The organism is Klebsiella sp. CN_Kp091, assembly GCF_040065095.1.
Classification (GTDB): Bacteria; Pseudomonadota; Gammaproteobacteria; order Enterobacterales; family Enterobacteriaceae; genus Klebsiella; species Klebsiella aerogenes.
Genome location: NZ_JBEAIO010000011.1, coordinates 97,481 through 117,336, shown reverse-complemented (window position 1 = coordinate 117,336; position 19,856 = coordinate 97,481). Strand labels below are relative to the sequence as shown.

Below are 19,856 nucleotides of genomic sequence, written 5' to 3'. Positions count from 1 at the left end.
ACTCATACAAAACATAAATAGTAAATAAGAACATATTCATCGGATATCGCACATGTTCGGCGAAGAGTTCGCGATTATCGCGGCGTAAGGTAAATTGCTGAAAAATACCCCGCCAGATCATAGACAGTAACCACGCGCCTCATTATTATGCCGCGCCCCACCGCAAGTGGCGGGGTAATGCTTCCCTTTCTAATCATTATTTTGAGGAATTATGGGCAACACTAAGTTGGCTAATCCGGCACCGCTGGGCCTTATGGGCTTTGGCATGACCACTATTCTGCTTAACCTGGCGAATAGCGGCCTTTTCGCATTCGATGTAGCTATCCTGGCGATGGGCATTTTTTACGGCGGCATTGCGCAAATTTTTGCCGGCCTGCTCGAGTATAAAAAAGGCAACACCTTTGGTTTAACCGCTTTTACGTCCTACGGCTCCTTCTGGCTGACGTTGGTCGCGATCCTCCTGATGCCGAAAATGGGTCTGGCTGATGCGCCGAACCCGCATTTCCTGGGCATGTATCTTGGCCTGTGGGGTATCTTTACGTTGTTCATGTTCTTCGGCACGCTGAAAGCCGCGCGCATGCTGCAGTTCGTCTTCCTGAGCCTGACGGTGCTGTTCGCGCTGCTGGCGATTGGCCACCTGGTCGATAACGAAGCCATTGTTAAAATTGCCGGCTGGATTGGCCTGGTATGCGGCGCGAGCGCTATTTACCTGGCGATGGGCGAAGTGTTGAACGAGCAGTTCGGGCGCACCGTTCTGCCGATTGGCGAACCACGCTAAAGGCCTGCCGCCGCCCGCAAACCGGGCGGCGGCGTTAAATTTAACGCTGCAGTTCTCCTTGCGGTAAAACCGCCTGCGTCGCCAACCCCTGACGCAGCCAGATACCTAAACCCAGCCCCATCAGAGACAGCGCCAGTACGTACCAGGCCGGCGCCATCGGCGAGACCCCCATCAACATGGTGACGGCAATCGGCGTCAGGCCGCCGAAAATGGCGTATGACAGATTGTAGGAAAACGAGATGCCGGTGAAACGCACTTCCGCCGGGAAGGCGCGCACCATTACGTAAGGTACCGCCCCCACCACGCCGACGCACAATCCAACCGTGCCATACAGCAGGAACAGCCGCTGCGGGCTGGCGCCGGAAAGGTGGTAAAAGGCCCAACTGGCGGCCGCCAACAGCAGACTACCGACAATAAAAGTGCGGCTGGCGCCGAATCGGTCTGCCGCCAGACCGGCGAGTAAACAGCCGATACACAGCATAATCGTGGCGATGCTATTGGCCTGCAGGGTAATCGCCGGCGCAAAGCCATAATGTTTTTGCAGCCAGACCGGCGACATCAGGATCACTACCACCACGCCGGCGGAAAGCAGCCAGGTGAGCAACATCGAAACGATGACGGCCTTCTGGTGCTTAAGCGCCACCGCCTTCACCGGCAACTCCTGCGCCAGCGCTTTGCGCTGTTGCATCTCAAGAAATATCGGCGTCTCCTGTAGCCAACGACGCAGGTACATCGCCACCAGGCCAAAAACGCCGCCCAGCAGGAAAGGAATACGCCAGCCGCCGTCGTGGATACCCTGCGGCGTCATGCTGGTGTTGATAAGCGTCGCCACCACCGAACCTAACAGGATCCCAACGGTCAACCCCGCGGTCAGGGTGCCGCAGGCGATACCGATGCGTTTTTCCGGGACATGTTCGGCTACAAAGACCCAGGCGCCCGGCACTTCGCCGCCAATCGCCGCCCCTTGTAAAATACGCATGAGCAGTAATAGCAGCGGCGCAACGATGCCCATCGAGGCATAAGTCGGCAGCAGACCGATCGCCAGCGTCGGCAGCGCCATGAGCAGAATGCTAAGCGTAAACATTTTCTTGCGGCCGACCAGGTCGCCAAAATGGGCCATGATAATGCCGCCAAGAGGACGCGCCAGATAACCCGCGGCGAAAATACCGAAGGTCTGTACCTGACGTAGCCATTCCGGAATATCGGCGGGGAAGAACAGTTCGCCGACGACGGCGGCGAAGAAGACAAAGATAATGAAGTCATAAAACTCCAGCGCCCCGCCGAGGGCGGCCAGCGTCAGAGTTTTATAATCCTGTCGATTCAGTGCTCGGGTGTGTTGTGACATAACTGGCGCTTCGTCCGCAGTAATATTACGCAATGTGTAAAGTAAAAAACACTATACCGTAAATAAAACAGCACACCACCGGCAATGCAGGTTATATCAGCAATGCATTAAATTCAGGATAAAGTTTCACGTCGTGCGCTTTTCGGGCGAAAAGCTGCTACAACGCTGGCTTCCGTCTCCACATACGGCCCCTCAAGCAACTGTACACAATAAGGTACACTTGCAAAAACACCATGCACCAGCACCTTACCTTCCGCGTCTTTAACTCCTTCAAGAGTCTCCTGAATCGCTTTCGGTTGGCCAGGCAGGTTGAGGATCAGCGCCTGCTTGCGGATGACGCCAACCTGCCGGGATAGGATAGCCGTCGGCACAAAGTGTAGGCTAACCTGACGCATTTGCTCGCCGAAACCGGGCATGACGCGATCGGCAATCGCTAAAGTTGCGTCCGGAGTCACATCACGGCGCGCCGGGCCGGTGCCGCCGGTGGTTAACACCAGATGACAGCCCATCTCGTCAACCAGCTCGCACAGCGTTTGTTCAATGATGGGCTGTTCATCAGGGATCAGGCGTGTCTGTAGTTCAAAGGGCGTTGTCAGCGCACGCGACAGCCACTCTTCCAACGCAGGAATACCTTTGTCCTGGTAAACGCCGCTGGAGGCGCGGTCAGAAATAGAAACTAAGCCGATGCGTAATTTATTCATATTCATTCCGTTCAAATAGTGCAATTAAGCGGAATGATACACGCTGGAGAGAATTACAGACAGGATTCAAAAGAAGTAGCGTGACCGGTAGCCCGGTCACGCTGGGATGATTACAGCAGGTCGCCGATCATTTTTTCCAGTTTTTCCTGGTCGATGGCAAACTTACGGATACCTTCCGCCAGTTTGTCTACCGCCATCGGATCCTGGTTGTGCTGCCACAGGAACTGGGATTCAGTAATGCGTTCCGGACGCGCTTTCACTTCGCCGCTGAACGCCAGTTTACGTTCGACAGCGCCTTCGCTTTCCGCCAGCTCTTTCAGCAGCGCAGGGGCGATGGTCAGACGGTCGCAACCGGCCAGCTCAAGGATTTCGCCAACGTTACGGAAGCTTGCGCCCATCACGACGGTTTCATAACCGTGCTGCTTGTAGTACTCGTAGATTTCGCTAACGGAAACCACGCCCGGATCTTCTGCCGGCGCGTACTCTTTCTTATCCGTGTTCGCTTTGTACCAGTCGAGGATACGACCAACGAACGGAGAAATCAGGAAGACGCCCGCTTCAGCGCAAGCGCGAGCCTGAGCGAAGGAGAACAGCAGGGTCAGGTTACAGTTGATGCCTTCTTTTTCCAGCTGCTCAGCGGCGCGAATGCCCTGCCAGGTCGAAGCCAGTTTGATCAGGATACGATCGTTGCCGATACCGGCATCGTTATACAGTTTGATCAGGCGTTTCGCTTTCGCGATAGAGGCGTCGGTGTCGTAGGACAGACGGGCATCAACTTCGGTAGAAATACGGCCCGGGATCAGTTTAAGGATTTCGAGACCGATGTTCACCGCCAGTTTGTCCGAAGCATCGATAATCTGCTGCGCGCGATCGCTGCTCTGGCCGCGAGCCCAGGCAACAGCGTCGTCAATCAGCTTACGGTACTCAGGGATCTGAGCCGCGCCGAGGATCAAAGAAGGGTTGGTGGTGGCATCCTGAGGCTGATACAGCTTCATTGCCGCGATATCTCCGGTGTCAGCTACGACAGTGGTGTACTGACGCAGAGAAGTCAATTTATCCGTCATGATAGTGTTTCTCTTAAACAGCAGTTAAGGGGATGTAACCGGTCTGCCAAGATGATAACACGCCATAGGGTCAGCGCAACCGCCGACAATGCAAGAGCGCAGAGTGTGATAAACTCGACATATTAATTATCTGAATGCTAAAGGATTGTCACCGGAGTGGTAGCGCTTACACCGCGCGCCGGCATGGACAAGAGGACGTTTAATGCCTGATTTTCTCTCGTTTATCAATGAAATACTCTGGGGCTCGGTAATGATTTATCTGTTACTGGGCGCCGGTATTTGGTTTACCTGGCGAACGGAGTTTATTCAGTTCCGTTATATTCGCCAGTTTGGCAAAAGTCTTAAAAAAAGCCTTCGTCCGCAGCCCGGCGGATTAACGTCTTTTCAGGCGCTGTGCACCAGCCTGGCGGCTCGCGTCGGCAGCGGTAACCTGGCGGGCGTGGCGTTAGCGATTGCCGCTGGCGGCCCCGGCGCCGTGTTCTGGATGTGGGTCTCCGCACTACTCGGAATGGCCAGTAGCTTCGCCGAATGCTCGCTTGCCCAGCTGTACAAAGAGCGCGATAGCGCAGGCCAGTTCCGCGGCGGCCCGGCGTGGTATATGGCCCGCGGACTTGAGATGCGCTGGATGGGCGTGGTCTTCTCGATCCTGCTGCTGCTGGCCTATGGGGTTATCTTCAATACCGTGCAGGCTAACTCGGTGGCGCACGCCATGGCCTATGCTTTCGATTTACCGATGGTCGCCGTCGGCGCCGCGCTGGCAGCCGCGACGCTGTTGATTATCGTCCGCGGTTTACGCGGCGTGGCGCGATTGATGCAGTGGTTTGTCCCGCTGATGGCCCTGCTGTGGGTCGGCACCAGCCTGTTGATTGGCCTCTGGCACTTCGCTGCCCTGCCGGCGGTTTTTGAAACCATCTTCCGCTGCGCTTTCGGCTGGCAGGAAGCGGCGGCGGGCGCGGTGGGCTATACCATTAGCCAGGCGCTTACCGGCGGGTTTCAGCGCGGGATGTTTTCCAACGAAGCGGGGATGGGTTCAACGCCAAACGCCGCCGCAGCCGCGGCCTCATGGCCTCCGCATCCGGCGGCGCAGGGCATCGTACAGATGATTGGCGTCTTTATAGATACCATTGTTATCTGTACGGCCAGCGCGGTAATTATCCTGCTGGCGCCGCGCGAAAACCGCGATAATGTGGTCAGCGGTATTCAAACCATGCAGCACGCGATGGGCGATCTCATTGGTAGCTGGGGGCCGGGTCTGGTCGCCACGGTGCTGCTGCTTTTCGCTTTCAGTTCGATTGTCGCCAATTATATTTATGCCGAAAATAATCTGATCTTCCTGCGGCTCAATAAGCCGCTGCATATCTGGACGCTCCGGGTTATCACCGTATTAATGGTGATGGCAGGCACCCTGGTGAGTTTGCCGGTGGTCTGGCAGCTGGCGGATATTATTATGGCGTTAATGGCCATCACTAACTTAACGGCGATTTTGCTGCTTTCGCCAACGGTACGCATCCTCGCCAGCGATTATCTGCGCCAGCGTAAACTCGGCGTGCAGCCGGTCTTCGACCCCGCTCGCTATCCGGAAATTCAGCAACATCTGGCGCCCGGCGCCTGGGATGAGATACCGCGCGAATAGCGCGGTAATCGCAGCAATCGATCCCACCATGCGCTTTTTTTGTTAAAATTCGTCGAAATTCCCTGCAAGGACTGGATATGCTGATACTGATTTCACCTGCAAAAACGCTCGATTATCAAAGCCCGCTGGCAACGACTCGCTATACCCAGCCCGAACTCCTGGAGTATTCTCAACAGCTTATCGGTATCGCCCGTCAGCTGACGGCGCCGCAAATTGGTAAGCTGATGAGCATCAGCGATAAGCTGGCCGACCTCAATGCCACCCGTTTTCACGACTGGCATCCGGACTTTACCCCGCAGAATGCCCGTCAGGCGATACTGGCGTTCAAAGGCGACGTTTATACCGGCCTGCAGGCCGAAACCTTTAGCGAAGCGGATTTCGATTTCGCCCAGCAGCATCTGCGTATGCTTTCCGGACTTTACGGCGTATTGCGCCCGCTGGATCTGATGCAGCCCTACCGTCTGGAGATGGGCATTAAGCTGGAAAATTCGCAGGGCAAGGATTTGTATCATTTCTGGGGCGATGTCATTACCGATAAGATCAATCAGGCGCTGCAGGCGCAGGGCGACGATATCGTTATCAATCTGGCATCCGATGAGTATTTTAAATCGGTAAAACCGAAGAAATTGCAGGGACAGTTGATTAAGCCGGTATTCCTCGATGAGAAAAACGGCAAATTCAAGGTGATCAGCTTCTATGCCAAAAAAGCGCGCGGCCTGATGAGCCGCTACATCATAGAAAATCGTTTAACCCGTCCGGAACAGCTGCAGAAGTTTGATAGCGAAGGCTATTTCTTTGATGCGCAGGCATCGGAGAAAGGTGAACTGGTGTTTAAACGCCACGAGCAGTAAGCCTGAATGCCCCCAGCCTGGCGCCGGGGGCAAGAACGATCAGTCGTCGTGGTGATGCCGCTCGTGGCCATGACCATGATGGCCTTGATCGTCATCGTCATCACGATCGTGGCGGCGATAATCATCATGCGGGCGCCAGCGATCGTCGCGCCAGTCATAATGGCTCGCCCACCAGCCATGATCGCGCCAGCGATCGCCGTCCCAGTAGCGGCCATAATCATCCCGGTCGCCGATTTGCAGCTTCACCGCCGGGATCAGGGTAATTTCATCTGCATGAACCAACGCAGGAGCGACCAGCAGCAGAGAAAGCGCCAGCAAAACAGGTTTCAGCATCGTCATAAGTAACCTCTTCTATTCGCCCCCATTATGGGTCGATAACGAAATATTAACCCCGCAAAACTATCCTGTTAATTCTCCGCAATCCGAATTTATTCCCTTCCGCATTTATTGGTCGGTTATACACAATTTCTCCATTTTCGGGCGTAAAAAAACCGGGCGCGGAGCCCGGTTCAACGAACGGTAGAATAGCAATACTAGCCCATCATCAGCTTACGCAGCGCGGCGAAATCGGCCGGTAGATTATGCGACAGCAGCGGCAGGTCGGCGCGGTCGGCCAGTTCTTTCGGCAACGGCAGCGTCTCCTGCAGAATCTCTTCTACGCTCTCTTTGAATTTAGCCGGATGCGCGGTACCAAGGAACAACCCGTACTCGCCCGGCTGCAGCTGGTCGCGCAGCGCGCGATAAGCAATTGCCGCATGCGGTTCAGAGGTGTAGCCGATGGACTTCAGTTCACGCATGGTTGCTTTGGTGGTTTCATCATCAACCGCGGCGTATCCCAGCTCATTAAGACGCCAGATTTTGCGGCGGAACAGCTCTTCCACGCGCGGCCAGTTGTTCGGTTGGCTGACGTCCATCGCGTTAGACAGGGTCGCCTGCGTCGCCTTCGGCGCCCAGTTGCCATCCTGCAGGAAGCGCGGCACGGTGTCATTGGCGTTGGTAGCGGCAATAAAACGCTTAATCGGCAGCCCCAGCGATTTCGCCAGCAGGCCGGCGGTAAGATCGCCGAAGTTGCCGCTTGGCACCGACACCACCAGCTGATTACGGGCTTCCTGCGGCAGCTGCGCGACCGCCTCGAAGTAGTAGCAGATCTGCGCCAACAAGCGGCTGATGTTAATAGAGTTGGCGGAGTTGAGACCGAGCGCGACCTTCAGCTCTTCATCATCAAACGCCTGCTTAACCAGCGCCTGACAGGCGTCGAAATCGCCGTCAATCGCCACGGTTTCGATGTTGCCGCCCAGGGTACAGAACAGCTTCTCCTGCAGCGGGCTGATCTTACCGCGCGGGTAGAGAATCACCACTTTGACGTTTGGCAGACCGTAGAAGGCGTGCGCCACGGCAGCGCCGGTGTCGCCGGAGGTAGCGGTCAGAATCGTCACCGGCTTATCGCCCGCAATATGCGTCAGCATCTGAGCCATAAAACGGCCGCCAAAGTCTTTAAACGCCAGCGTAGGGCCATGGAACAGCTCCAGACAGCCGATATCATCCTGTACTTGAGTGACCGGCGCCGGGAAGGCGAACGCCGCGGCAACGCGGGATTGCAGTTCATTCTGCGGGATCTCGTCACCAATAAAGGCCGACAGGATTTTCGCGCTGCGGGTTACGAAATCTTGATGCAGCATTTCGTCGATTTCGGTCAGGTTGAATTCCGGCAGATCGTGCGGAAAGAACAGCCCCTGTTGTTTGCCAAGCCCTTGCGTCACGGCCTGCGCAAAGCTGACCTGTTCGTTATGATCTTTTAAGTTATACAGTTTCATCACTTATCCCACTACTCGAGCGCCCGCCGTGTCCAGCCGGCAAATATGAACGAAGCCTTCCTGATTTTGCAGATAATGCGCGGCCAGCCAGTCGGCGACGCGCTGCGCGGTGTCCGGTTTATCGCACAACGCGAACAGCGTCGGGCCGGAGCCGGAAATACCGCAAGCCTGCGCGCCGATTTCCATCGCCGCCTGACGCGCTTCGCTGAAGCCCGGCAGCAGTTTGGTACGGTACGGTTCAGCAATAACATCTTTCATTAACTTTGCCGCCAGCTGCGGCTGACGGCTATAGCAGGCGTGAATAAACCCTGCCAGATGGCGACCGTGGGCGATGCAATCCTGACGGCGATACTGCGCCGGAAGAATCGCGCGCGCTTCGGCGGTAGAGACCTTAATGCCCGGATAGGCCAGCACCCACAACCATTCATCAAAGCCCGGGATCTGCTGGCTGATGATGCCTTGCTCTTCAATCATCAGTTGCATACCGCCAAGATAGCATGGCGCCACGTTATCATAGTGAACGCTGCCGGAAATGCGCCCTTCCATCTCGCCCATCAGCGCCAGCATCCGATTTTCATTCAGCGGCTTACCGCAGTGTTCGTTCATCGCCACCAGCGCGGCGACCACCGAACAGGCGCTGGAGCCAAGACCCGAGCCAATCGGCATATTTTTTTCCAGGGTCATCGCCACCGGAACCGTTTTACCGATCTCGCGGCAAAAGGTTTCCCAGCATTGATAAACGATATTTTCCTGCGGCGCCGAGGGTAATTTGCCGGCGAAGCGGCCTACGTTACGCAGGCTGAACTCTGCCGCCGCCTCTACCGAGACGTTATCCCCCAGCAACGTGCCGTCGACCGGCGTCACCGCGGCTCCCAGCACATCAAACCCGACGCTCATATTGGCACTGGAAGCCGGGGCGTATACTTTGACCATCTTAAACTCCTAACTTCCATGACAGGGTACGCAACAGGTCGGCGAACACGCCAGCCGCGGTGACGTCGTTACCCGCGCCATAGCCGCGCAGCACCAGCGGCAGCGGCTGATAATAGTGGCTGTAAAACGCCAGCGCGTTCTCGCCGTTTTTCACCTTATACAGCGGATCGTTACCGTCCACTTCAGCGATTTTCACCCGGCAGACGCCATCTTCTTCAATATTGCCGACGTAACGTAAGACTTTACCCTCGTCGCGCGCTTTAGCAACCCGCGAGGCGAATTGATCGTCAAGCGTCGGCAGGCGCGCCATAAAGCTTTCGACATCGCCGCTGGCGTCGAAGTCGGCAGGCAGCGCAGGCTCAACGATAATATCCGAGAGCTCCAGCTCGCGCCCGGTTTCGCGGGCAAGGATCAGCAGCTTGCGCGCCACATCCACGCCGGAAAGATCGTCGCGCGGATCCGGTTCGGTATAGCCCATCTCGCGCGCCAGTTTAGTGGCTTCGGAGAGGCTCATACCCTCATCCAGCTTACCAAAAATGAATGAAAGCGAACCAGACAGGATACCGGAGAAGTGCAGCAGTTCATCTCCGGCATTCAGCAGGTTCTGCAGGTTTTCAATGACCGGCAGACCCGCGCCAACGTTGGTGTCATAGAGAAACTTACGTCGTGAGCTGCTGGCGGCGTGGCGTAACTGGTGGTAGTAATCCAGCGAAGAGGTATTGGCCTTTTTATTCGGCGTCACCACATGGAAACCTTCACGCAGGAAGTCAGCGTACTGATCGGCCACCGCCTGGCTGGAGGTACAATCGACGATAACCGGGTTCAGCAGGTGATACTCTTTCACCAGGCGGATTAAACGGCCCAGATTAAAGGGCTCTTTCGCTTCCGCGAGTTCGCTACGCCAGTTTTCCAGATTCAAGCCATGGACGTTGGTCAGCAGCGCCTGCGAATTGGCGACGCCGCATACGCGCAAATCGATATGCTTGCCCTTTAACCAGCTCTGCTGGCGTTTAATCTGCTCGATTAACGCGCCGCCCACGCCGCCGACGCCGATCACGAAGACTTCAATGACCTGGTCGGTGTTAAACAGCATTTGATGCGTGACGCGCACGCCAGTGGTCGCGTCATCATTGCTGACGACCACCGAGATTGAACGCTCGGAAGACCCCTGGGCAATCGCCACGATATTAATATTGGCGCGCGCCAGCGCGGCGAAAAATTTCGCCGAGATGCCGCGCAGCGTGCGCATCCCATCTCCCACGACGGAAATGATTGCCAGGCGCTCCATGATTGACAGCGGCTCCAGCAGTCCTTCTTTCAATTCGAGATAGAATTCTTCTTCCATCACCCGCTTCGCCCGCGCGCAATCACTTTGCGGCACGCAGAAGCTGATGCTGTATTCCGATGAAGATTGGGTAATCAACACCACAGAGATACCGGCGCGAGACATGGTGGCGAAAACGCGCGCAGCCATGCCGACCATGCCTTTCATTCCCGGACCGGAAACGTTGAACATAGCCATATTGTTGAGGTTCGAGATCCCTTTTACCGGCAGGCCGTCTTCATCAAGGCTGGCGCCGATGAGCGTCCCCGGCGCCTGTGGATTACCGGTATTTTTAATCAGGCATGGGATCTGGAACTGGGCGATAGGGGCGATAGTGCGCGGATGCAGCACCTTAGCGCCGAAATAGGAGAGTTCCATCGCTTCCTGATACGACATGGATTTCAGCAGCCGCGCATCCGGTACCTGACGCGGGTCGCAGGTATAGACGCCATCGACGTCGGTCCAGATTTCGCAGCAGTCGGCGCGCATACAGGCGGCCAGCACGGCAGCGGAGTAATCAGAGCCATTACGCCCCAGCACCACCAGTTCACCCTTTTCGTTGCCGGCGGTAAAGCCGGCCATCAGCACCATGTGGTCTGCCGGGATTTGGCTGGCGGCGATACGGCGAGTGGATTCAGCAATATCGACAGTGGATTCAAGGTAGTGGCCGACGGCCAGCAGTTTTTCGACCGGATTAATCACGCTGACCTTGTGACCGCGCGCTTCCAGCAGCGCCGCCATGATAGCGATAGAGAGCTTTTCACCGCGGCAGATCAGCGAGGCGTTAACGCCGTCCGGGCACTGGCCCAACAGACTGATACCGTGCAGCACGTGTTTAATCTGCGCGAATTCCTGGTCTACGAAAGTTTTCAGTTGTGCGAGCGGAAAGCCAGGCTGAATGTCGGCCAGCCCCTGCAGCAGGTCGGCAAAGATACGTTCGGCGTCGGCGATATTGGTCAGAGCGTCCTGACCGCTGATGGTTTTTTCAATCATCGCGACCAGATGGTTGGTGATTTTCGCCGGGGCAGACAGCACGGTCGCAACCTGCCCCTGCCTGGCATTGCTCTCCAGGATATCGGCAACCCGCAGAAAACGTTCTGCATTTGCCACTGATGTACCGCCGAACTTCAACACTCGCATGGTTCTTACCCCTTGATCTCTTGTCAAAAAAAAAGCCCGCACTGTTCAGGTGCGGGCTTTTTTCTGTTGTTTCCTGTACGCGTCAGCCCGCACCGTTACCTGTGGTAATGGTGGTGGTGATAATGGTGGTAATCATGCCGATGCGATTCATGGATGTTGTGTACTCTGTATTTTTATCTGTCTTGTGTCCTGTCTATATTGGTTAAAGTATCTGCCTGCTTAAGTCAACGAATTTCTAAAATGGCGACTTTTTAGCCAACACCGTCATTACGCCACAACGCCCCGATAATTCCGCCGCATTGCCGGACGGTTGCCGTTGAAATTAGTATATTCAACTATAAAAAAAACTTATCGCAGGATTTTATTCAGGTAGATTTTTTTCAATATCATGCAGCAATCGATGCAACATGGCGGTGTCGCGCTGCTGTAAGAGGCCAATACGCTGCTGTAGCCAGTCGGCCAGTTTGATGTCGTCCTCCACCCCCAACCGTCCAAGTAGCGAAAGCGTCCGCTGGCGTAGCGCCTGCAATTGTTTTTCGTCGGTTTCAGGCGCCTGAACAGCACTCTGCTGCTGTAGTGAGCTCAGTTGATAGCAATACACCATCACCGATTGCCCAAGATTCAGGGAGGGATAATCGGCAACCATCGGCACGCCGGTAAGCACATCGGCCAGCGCCAGTTCATCGTTAGTTAATCCGGAATCCTCACGGCCAAAGACCAGCGCCGTATGCTTCATCCATTGTGCTTTTTCTTCCAGCAGCGGCAGTAACTCCTGCGGCGTGGCGTAGTAGTGAAAACGCGCGCGGTTACGGGCGGTGGTAGCGATGGTAAAGTCGACATCGTGCAAAGCCTGCTCAAGCGTCGGGTAGGTTTTTATATTATCTAAAATATCTCCCGAACCATGCGCCACCCAGCGCGCGGCGGGCTGCAGATGCGCCTCGCTATCGACAATCCGCAATTCGCTGAATCCCATGGTTTTCATCGCCCGCGCCGCCGCGCCGACGTTTTCCGCCCTCGCGGGGGCCACCAAAATAATCGATAAACGCATTGTGCTTCTCTTATCCTCTTACGCGGCGCTAATCTGCGGTCGCCCTCATTTTACGCGGCGAAAATTTACAAATTTGCAACAAAAATCACTAAAAATGGGCTTTATTACTCTTAAAAAAAACTAAACTGTTCACATTGGACACCAATACGGAGTATGTTAACAGAACGCATTTATCCATATGTTTGGCAATGATATTTCAGTTTTCATTCGTCCACAGACTTTGGATTCATTGCATTTATTAATTCATAGCTGCAACTAATTGAGCTGTGTAAGAAATGTGACGATAATTCGCAAATCGATGCAATGATTTCACAAGACTGTTAACGTGCTACAATTGAACTTGATATATGTCAACGAAGCGTAGTTTTATTGGGTGTTCGGCCTCTCTTAGCCTGTTATGTTGCTGTTAAAATGGTTAGGATGACAGCCGTTTTTGACACCGTCGGGTCCAGAGGGAAAGTACCCACGACCAAGCTAATGATGTTGTTGACGTTGATGGAAAGTGCATCAAGAACGCAATTACGTACTTTAGTCATGTTACGCCGGACATGTTAATTTGTGGCATGTACCAGGCAGGTCAGGGACTTTGGTACTTCCTGTTTCGATTTAGTTGGCAATTTAGGTAGCAAACATGCAGACCCCGCACATTCTTATCGTTGAAGACGAGTTGGTAACACGCAACACGTTAAAAAGTATTTTCGAAGCAGAAGGTTATGATGTATTCGAAGCGACCGATGGCGCGGAAATGCATCAGATCCTGTCTGAAAATGATATCAACCTGGTGATCATGGATATCAACCTGCCAGGTAAAAATGGTCTTCTGCTCGCGCGTGAACTGCGTGAACAGGCTGACGTCGCGCTGATGTTCCTTACCGGCCGCGACAACGAAGTTGATAAAATTCTTGGCCTCGAAATCGGCGCCGATGACTATATCACTAAACCGTTTAACCCGCGTGAACTGACTATCCGCGCGCGCAACCTGCTCTCCCGTACCATGAACCTCGGTACCGTGAGCGAAGAGCGTCGCAGCGTTGAGAGCTACAAGTTCAACGGTTGGGAACTGGATATCAACAGCCGTTCGCTGGTGAGCCCAAACGGCGAGCAGTACAAGCTGCCGCGCAGTGAATTCCGCGCGATGCTGCACTTCTGCGAAAACCCGGGCAAAATCCAGTCACGCGCAGAGCTGCTGAAGAAAATGACCGGTCGCGAGCTGAAGCCGCATGACCGTACCGTGGACGTGACCATTCGTCGCATTCGTAAGCATTTCGAATCCACGCCGGATACCCCGGAAATCATCGCTACAATTCACGGTGAAGGTTACCGTTTCTGTGGCGATCTGCAGGAATAATTTCGCTTTTCCTGCTGTCATAATGCAAAACGGCGCCTTCTGGCGCCGTTTTTTTATAGCTATTTTACTTCCAGATACGAAACGTGTCGTCATCCTTGCTTTGCGGCTTTTCCGGCTTGCTCTGCGGTAGTGATAAGGCGTACCAGTCCACGCGGCGAGTCAGGAACATTAGCGCGCACAACGCCAGCAGTAACACCCCGGAGCCAAGCAGCAGCGCGCTATCTTCTGAGCGCAGTAACAGCCACATCACGCCATCCAGCAGCAGTAACGCCATTACGAACAGCAGGCTATTACGCCACCCTTTCAATACCGCCTGTAAATAAACACCGTTAATCACCGCGCCAATCAAGCTGGCAACTGTCCAGGCTTGGGTAAAGCCAATATGCTCAGAAAGCGCCAGCAACACGAGGTAGAACATCACCAGCGATAACCCTATCAGCAGATACTGCATCGGATGCAGACGACGATGCGTCAGGCTTTCGAAGACGAAAAAGGCCATAAAAGTCAATGCGATTAGCAGGATGGCATATTTGGTCGCCCGGTCAGTCAGCTGATATTGATCGGCCTGCGACATCACCTCCACGCTAAAGGCGGGTAAACGCGACCACTCAATATCGGTGTCATCGGTGAAATAGTTGCCCATATTGTTGGCAAACCAACTGCTTTGCCAGTGGGCGATATAACCCGAAGCGCTCACTTCGCGTTTCGTAGGCAGGAAGTTGCCAAGGAAGCCAGGATGCGGCCAGTTACTGGTTAACTGCAGCTCGCTGTTACGTCCCAGCGGTACAACGGAGAAGTCGCCGGTACCGTTAAGGCCGAGGGAAAATGCAATATTCAGCGGTTTATTGTCTGCGGTTAACGCGGGCATCGGCATATGAATGCCCATACCGCCGCCGTTCAACCCCACCCCTGGTTCAACGGTCAGTGTCGTACCAGCAATTACCGGCGCGTTGATGACGCCTATGCCGCGGGCATCGCTCACGCTAAGCACTAAAAAAGGTTTCCCTAAAGCGGTATTCACCTTTTTCAGTTCCTTAAGCCGCGCGGGATCGAACTGCGCCTGAATTTGCAGAGCGTTATGCCAGACCTGCCCACTGTATATGCCGACTTTTCTCGACTCCACATTTTGCACGCCGTTGACCGCCAGCGATTCCGGTAGCCAGTAGTAGATCCAACTACGCTGATATTCGACCTCTTTTTGATTCTCCATGCGGGTCAGCGTCTCGGTCACCGGGATGGCAACCAGCGGCCCGGTCAGCTTTTGTGAACCGCTGGTACTGCGCTCTATCGCATCCACTACATCGCTGCGATAGTCCGCGCGCTCGGCGATAAGCACTCTGACCATCATCAGCGGTACGGACAACAGCAAAATACAGCCCAACAGCGTACTAATTTTCCAGAATAACGGTGATTTCATCATAGCCTTCTTCTCCCAATGGTGATGGGTTCACTGTAGGGTGGCTATGTGCAGTGTATTTGAAGCTATGTGAAGGGACGGTGAAGTTGTAGCGTCGCGACAACGCCGCCTTCAGGGCGATTACGCAGGCTGATATCGCCCTGATGCAGGCGCGCCACCTCACGAACAAACGCCAGTCCCAGACCGCTGCTCTTATGGCCGTCTTCCCGCGGCAGCGAGTAAAAGCGTTCAAAGACGCGCGTCAGCGCAAAGTCAGGAATACCGCGACCGTTGTCCGTCACGCTTAGCAGCGCTTCTTCGTGGCACATCTCCACCGCCAGAGCGATTTCACCGCCATGAGGGGTAAAGTCAATCGCATTGTCGATAAGATTGCCCAGCGCCTGCGCCAGTAGTTCGCCATCGCCATTCACCGTTACTCCGCTCTTCTGCCAGCGCAAGGTGATGGCTTTCGCCGCCAGCGCAATGTCCCGGTCTTCCGCCAGACGTTGGAAAAGCGCATCAACCGAAACCAACTGCGGCGTTATCTCCAGCCGATTCTCCAGCCGCGCCTGCAGCAGCAACTTTTCCACCAACAGCTGCATGCGCGTATTCTGCGCAAGAATATTTGCGGTGAAACGCGCAGCGATCTCAGGCGGCGGCCCCTCGCGCAGGATCTCCGCCGCGCCGCGAATTGCCGCCAGCGGGCTTTTGAGTTCATGGGTGAGATCGTAGACATAGTTTTCGATCGCGTTTTTACCTTCTAGCTTCACGCGCATGCTCTCCAGTGCCTGCGCCAGCTTGCTTAACTCGCTACTGCCGACGTTCGGCAGAGGTAGCGGACGATCGGCAGTCACCGAATCGGCGTAACGTACCAGTTTGCCAATGGAGAAGTTAATCCACCAGACAATCCCGCCGCCAATCAGTAAAGCAATCCCCAGCAGCGCGCCACCGGCCCACAGGATCCGCCGTTCGCTGCGTTTAATCACCGGCGTCATCGCCAGATTAGGTTTACCGACGCTCACCACGCCGATGATACGGCCGTTATCCATCACCGGCGCGGCAATGTACATGACTGAGCTATTATCATCCTCGGGGTCGCTGCGCGAGCTACGGGCGCCGTACTGGCCTCGCAGGGTTAGCCAGACGTCATTCCAGCGTGAATAATCCTGGCCCACCGCCTGCCCGCTGGAATCGAACACCACTTTCCCCTGCGCATCCGTCAGATAGACGCGATACTCATTGCGCATTTTCCTGATGCCGCTGATGTTGGCGTTGATGGGCTGCTGATTAAGCGACTGAAAGGCCTGCGCCAGTCTCCCCTGCTGTGGATTTACCGAAAGCAGATCCTCACGGGCCAGAGCCGCCAGTAGCGTTGCGGTATCGTTAAGCGTGCCTTCCGTTGCCCGACGTACGCCCGGTTTGACTTCCTGTACGAAGATAGAGAGCACAAACCACGCGGCAATGGCGACAATCAAGAAATACCCCAGCAGCAGGCGCATCCCGATACGCATCAACAGCCTCCCAGGCTATAGCCCAGACCGCGATGCGTATTAATCGGGTTAATATCGGGGTTCACCGCCCGTAGCTTGGCGCGCAGGGTCTTGATATGAGTATCGACGGTGCGATCGATACTCTCGTAAGCATCGCTCCACACTCGCTCCATCAACTGCTGGCGGGAGAACACGCGGCCGGGGGCGTTGATTAGGGTTTTCAACAGCAGGAATTCGTAACGCGTCAGGTTCAGCGGTTGGCCACACCAGCTAATTGCCATCGCCAGCTCATCCAACACAAACTCGCCAACGCGCACCACCGGTGAAGGAGTAGAAAATTTCTGCAGCCGACGCAGCACGGTTCGCACCCGCGCGCAGACTTCGCGCGGCGAAAACGGTTTGGCGATGTAGTCGTCAGCGCCAATTTCCAGACCCAGCAGCTTATCAACCTCTTCGCTGCGTGCGGTCAGAAACAGTAACGGCAATGCCGGATGGCGCGCCAGCAGTCGTCGGCATAGTTCAAAGCCGCTAATATCCGGCAAGCCGACGTCGAGGATCGCTAAATCCGGGCTCTGATGCAGCGCCGCATCAAGCGCGGGCAACCCGCGCTCGAAGACGGTCACGTCAAATCCTTCCTGTTGCAGCATGTAAACAAGGGTATCGGCGATACTCCGTTCATCCTCAACTAACCAAATCCGTGGCTGTTGCATTGTGACTCCCGTTTATTTACTCCACGGCATGATCGGCACGGCGCTGATGGCATTCTTCGGCGAGCCGTCGACCACTTTATCCGAATAGGTCAGATACACCAGCGCATTGCGTTTAGCGTCGTAAAAGCGAACGACCTGCAGTTTTTTGAACACCAGCGAGGTACGTTTCTGGAACACGACATCGCCCTGGCTTTTGCCGTTTTTGATTTTGTCCGTCAGCTCAATCGGCCCGACCTGCTGACAGGAGATGGCGGCGTCAGAGGTATCTTCCGCCAGCCCTAACCCGCCTTTAATGCCGCCGGTTTTTGCCCGGCTGATATAGCAGGTGACGTTTTGTACATCGGGGTCGTCGAAGGCTTCGACCACGATTTTATGATCCGGTCCCAGCCATTTAAATACCGTATCGACGGAACCAATTTGCTCGGCGTGCGCCAGTTGGCCTGCGGCCAGTAAGAACAAACCTGCCACTAACTTCTTGTATTTCATATTGTTACCATTTCTTAAAATTCCGCTGCGTGATAATCACAAACGCTATGGAAAAGGTTTAAAGATCACAGCTTTACAAAATTACCAACGATATCCACCAGATAATCGCATTTAAAAGCAAAAAAAACACTGAATGCTAAAACATCAAAAAATGCTATTATCCGCTACCTTAATATAGGTACCTGAGTTTAAAGGATGGGGACATTTTATGGATCAAGCTGGGATTATTCGCGATCTCCTGAGCTGGCTGGAAGGTCACCTGGATCAGCCCCTCTCGTTGGATAATGTGGCGGCGAAGGCAGGTTATTCCAAGTGGCATTTGCAACGTATGTTTAAAGACGTCACGGGTCAAGCTATCGGTGCCTATATTCGCGCACGCCGTCTTTCCAAATCCGCTGTTGCGCTACGGCTGACCGCACGCCCGATCCTCGACATCGCGCTGCAGTATCGCTTCGATTCCCAACAGACGTTCACCCGCGCCTTTAAAAAACAGTTTAATTTGACCCCAGCGCTCTATCGCCGTTCTCCGGACTGGAGCTCGTTTGGTATGCGTCCGCCGCTGCGCCTCGGTGAGTTTACGATGCCGAAGCATGAGTTTGTCACCCTGAGCACCACGCAACTGGTCGGCGTGACTCAAAGCTATACCTGTAAGCTGGAAGAGATTTCTGAATTCCGTAACCAGATGCGCGTTCAGTTCTGGCGTGAATTCCTCGGCAACGCGCCCAGCATTCCGCCGACGCTGTACGGCCTGCATGAACCGCGTCCAAGTCTGGAAAAAGATGACGAACAGGAGGTGTTCTACACCACCGCGCTGACGCCGGAGATGGCGAACGGGCACCTGCATAACTCTCATCCGGTGATTCTGGAAGGCGGCGAGTATGTGATGTTCACTTACGAAGGATTAGGCACCGGGCTACAGGAGTTTATCCTGACGGTGTACGGCACCTGTATGCCGATGCTGAACCTCACCCGCCGCAAAGGGCTCGATATCGAGCGCTTCTATCCGGAAGATGAAAGCCGGAACCAGGCTACGCCAATTCAGCTGCGCTGCGAGTACCTGATTCCGATTCGTCGTTAACGCTGCAGTTCATCCATCGCGGGGGCATCGAGATGCGAAACGTCCCCCGCGGTCTCCACGACCCACCCTGACGCCAGCCACGGGCTCTGCTGGTAATCAACGCGTGAAATCGAACAGTTGCGCAGGCGCAGACGGCGCTCGGCATAGGCAGGCAGCCCGAGGATCGTGCTCACCAGACAGCCCAGCGCCATCCCATGACTCACCAGCAACGGTCGGCTTCCTGGCGGTAATTCCAGGCAGGATGATAGCGCCGCGCGCATACGCTCGCTCAGCTCCTGCATGGATTCGCCCTGCGGAATGCGGCCATCCGGCGTACCGTTGACCAGCTGGCGACGCCAGCCCTCTTCTTCTTCGCTAAGCGAGTCGATATGGCGCTTTTCAAGCACCCCCATATCCAGCTCGCGCAGGCGCGGATCGGTAACGACGCCGCAGCCGCAGGCTTCAGCGATAATTTCTGCGGTGCGGCGGGTACGGCCGAGGTCGCTGGCGATAATATGGGTAATCCCCAGCGTTCTGGCGCGCTCACCCACCTGCCATGCCTGGCGCTCGCCGTGAGCGGTCAGCGGACTATCGGACTGGCCTTGAATACGTCGCTCGGCGTTCCACTGCGTTTCACCGTGGCGAACAAGGTATACCTGTAACATGCTTATTTTCCGTTCTGAACCCTTCATCATTCGACGAGCTGCGCGATCGGCTGCCGCCAGAGTGATTTAGAGT

20 protein-coding genes and 1 other annotated feature are annotated in these 19,856 nt (G+C 55.1%); of the genes, 5 read left to right on the top strand and 15 right to left on the bottom strand.

The window, feature by feature from the left end; genetic code table 11:
- Positions 1–211 precede the first annotated feature (211 nt).
- Positions 212–778: an acetate uptake transporter gene (gene satP, locus ABLV17_RS11290; RefSeq protein WP_308958255.1), complete on the top strand. Its 567-nt coding sequence runs from the start codon at positions 212–214 to the stop codon at positions 776–778.
- A 40-nt stretch (positions 779–818) separates the two neighbouring features.
- Here satP and ABLV17_RS11285 read toward each other — a convergent pair whose 3' ends face one another.
- The 3 genes from ABLV17_RS11285 to tal form a co-directional block, all read right to left on the bottom strand.
- Positions 819–2,123, bottom strand: a complete 1,305-nt coding sequence (locus ABLV17_RS11285) for an MFS transporter (RefSeq protein WP_308958254.1) — start codon at positions 2,121–2,123, stop codon at positions 819–821.
- Between the two features lie 113 nt (positions 2,124–2,236).
- Positions 2,237–2,824 (bottom strand): molybdopterin adenylyltransferase, encoded by a 588-nt coding sequence (gene mog / locus ABLV17_RS11280; RefSeq protein ID WP_047078005.1) that lies wholly within the window; start codon positions 2,822–2,824, stop codon positions 2,237–2,239.
- Positions 2,825–2,934: 110 nt separating this feature from the next.
- Positions 2,935–3,888 (bottom strand): transaldolase, encoded by a 954-nt coding sequence (tal, locus tag ABLV17_RS11275; protein ID WP_015368356.1) that lies wholly within the window; start codon positions 3,886–3,888, stop codon positions 2,935–2,937.
- A 202-nt stretch (positions 3,889–4,090) separates the two neighbouring features.
- Here tal and ABLV17_RS11270 point away from each other — a divergent pair, with 202 nt between their 5' ends.
- Together ABLV17_RS11270 and yaaA are read left to right on the top strand one after the other, a co-directional pair.
- Positions 4,091–5,521: a sodium:alanine symporter family protein gene (locus ABLV17_RS11270; protein ID WP_308958253.1), complete on the top strand. Its 1,431-nt coding sequence runs from the start codon at positions 4,091–4,093 to the stop codon at positions 5,519–5,521.
- Positions 5,522–5,598: 77 nt separating this feature from the next.
- Positions 5,599–6,372, top strand: a complete 774-nt coding sequence (gene yaaA, locus ABLV17_RS11265; protein WP_087858199.1) for a peroxide stress protein YaaA — start codon at positions 5,599–5,601, stop codon at positions 6,370–6,372.
- 39 nt (positions 6,373–6,411) lie between these two features.
- Here yaaA and ABLV17_RS11260 read toward each other — a convergent pair whose 3' ends face one another.
- From ABLV17_RS11260 to yjjY, 7 genes are all read right to left on the bottom strand, one after another.
- Positions 6,412–6,711 (bottom strand): DUF2502 domain-containing protein, encoded by a 300-nt coding sequence (locus tag ABLV17_RS11260; RefSeq protein ID WP_087858200.1) that lies wholly within the window; start codon positions 6,709–6,711, stop codon positions 6,412–6,414.
- A gap of 194 nt (positions 6,712–6,905) precedes the next feature.
- Complete coding sequence (gene thrC / locus ABLV17_RS11255) at positions 6,906–8,186, bottom strand: threonine synthase (RefSeq protein ID WP_308958252.1); 1,281 nt, start codon at positions 8,184–8,186, stop codon at positions 6,906–6,908.
- A gap of 3 nt (positions 8,187–8,189) precedes the next feature.
- Entirely contained in the window at positions 8,190–9,119 is a 930-nt protein-coding gene (gene thrB, locus ABLV17_RS11250; RefSeq protein WP_213317879.1) for a homoserine kinase, read from the bottom strand.
- A gap of 1 nt (position 9,120) precedes the next feature.
- Complete coding sequence (thrA, locus tag ABLV17_RS11245) at positions 9,121–11,583, bottom strand: bifunctional aspartate kinase/homoserine dehydrogenase I (RefSeq protein WP_087858203.1); 2,463 nt, start codon at positions 11,581–11,583, stop codon at positions 9,121–9,123.
- Positions 11,584–11,608: 25 nt separating this feature from the next.
- Positions 11,609–11,727, bottom strand: a sequence feature (Thr leader region).
- Complete coding sequence (gene thrL, locus ABLV17_RS11240) at positions 11,666–11,734, bottom strand: thr operon leader peptide (protein ID WP_004222578.1); 69 nt, start codon at positions 11,732–11,734, stop codon at positions 11,666–11,668. It overlaps the preceding feature by 62 nt.
- A 210-nt stretch (positions 11,735–11,944) precedes the next feature.
- A complete protein-coding gene (locus ABLV17_RS11235; RefSeq protein WP_213317877.1) occupies positions 11,945–12,631 on the bottom strand; it encodes a tRNA/rRNA methyltransferase in 687 nt (228 codons plus the stop codon).
- Positions 12,632–13,026: 395 nt separating this feature from the next.
- A complete protein-coding gene (yjjY, locus tag ABLV17_RS11230; protein ID WP_001541509.1) occupies positions 13,027–13,167 on the bottom strand; it encodes a protein YjjY in 141 nt (46 codons plus the stop codon).
- 95 nt (positions 13,168–13,262) lie between these two features.
- Here yjjY and arcA point away from each other — a divergent pair, with 95 nt between their 5' ends.
- The gene (gene arcA, locus ABLV17_RS11225; RefSeq protein ID WP_002887843.1) at positions 13,263–13,979 is read left to right on the top strand and encodes a two-component system response regulator ArcA; all 717 of its coding nucleotides are present in this window, start codon (positions 13,263–13,265) and stop codon (positions 13,977–13,979) included.
- A 64-nt stretch (positions 13,980–14,043) separates the two neighbouring features.
- On the opposite strand, the gene creD is transcribed toward arcA, so the two are convergent.
- The 4 genes from creD to creA form a co-directional block, all read right to left on the bottom strand.
- Positions 14,044–15,399, bottom strand: a complete 1,356-nt coding sequence (creD, locus tag ABLV17_RS11220) for a cell envelope integrity protein CreD (protein WP_308958251.1) — start codon at positions 15,397–15,399, stop codon at positions 14,044–14,046.
- Between the two features lie 62 nt (positions 15,400–15,461).
- Complete coding sequence (gene creC / locus ABLV17_RS11215; protein WP_213795013.1) at positions 15,462–16,886, bottom strand: two-component system sensor histidine kinase CreC; 1,425 nt, start codon at positions 16,884–16,886, stop codon at positions 15,462–15,464.
- On the bottom strand, positions 16,886–17,575 hold the full coding sequence (gene creB / locus ABLV17_RS11210) for a two-component system response regulator CreB (protein WP_087858207.1): 690 nt from the start codon (positions 17,573–17,575) through the stop codon (positions 16,886–16,888). The genes creC and creB overlap by 1 nt, the downstream gene beginning before the upstream one ends.
- Before the next feature lie 12 nt (positions 17,576–17,587).
- Positions 17,588–18,061 carry a protein CreA gene (gene creA / locus ABLV17_RS11205; RefSeq protein ID WP_045378970.1) on the bottom strand — a complete coding sequence of 158 codons (474 nt, stop codon included), beginning with the start codon at positions 18,059–18,061 and terminating at the stop codon, positions 17,588–17,590.
- A gap of 208 nt (positions 18,062–18,269) precedes the next feature.
- Between creA and robA the strand changes: the two genes are divergently transcribed.
- A complete protein-coding gene (gene robA, locus ABLV17_RS11200) occupies positions 18,270–19,139 on the top strand; it encodes an MDR efflux pump AcrAB transcriptional activator RobA (RefSeq protein ID WP_087858208.1) in 870 nt (289 codons plus the stop codon).
- Here robA and gpmB read toward each other — a convergent pair.
- Positions 19,136–19,783: a 2,3-diphosphoglycerate-dependent phosphoglycerate mutase GpmB gene (gene gpmB, locus ABLV17_RS11195; RefSeq protein ID WP_015368369.1), complete on the bottom strand. Its 648-nt coding sequence runs from the start codon at positions 19,781–19,783 to the stop codon at positions 19,136–19,138. The genes robA and gpmB overlap by 4 nt on opposite strands.
- Positions 19,784–19,856: the final 73 nt, after the last annotated feature.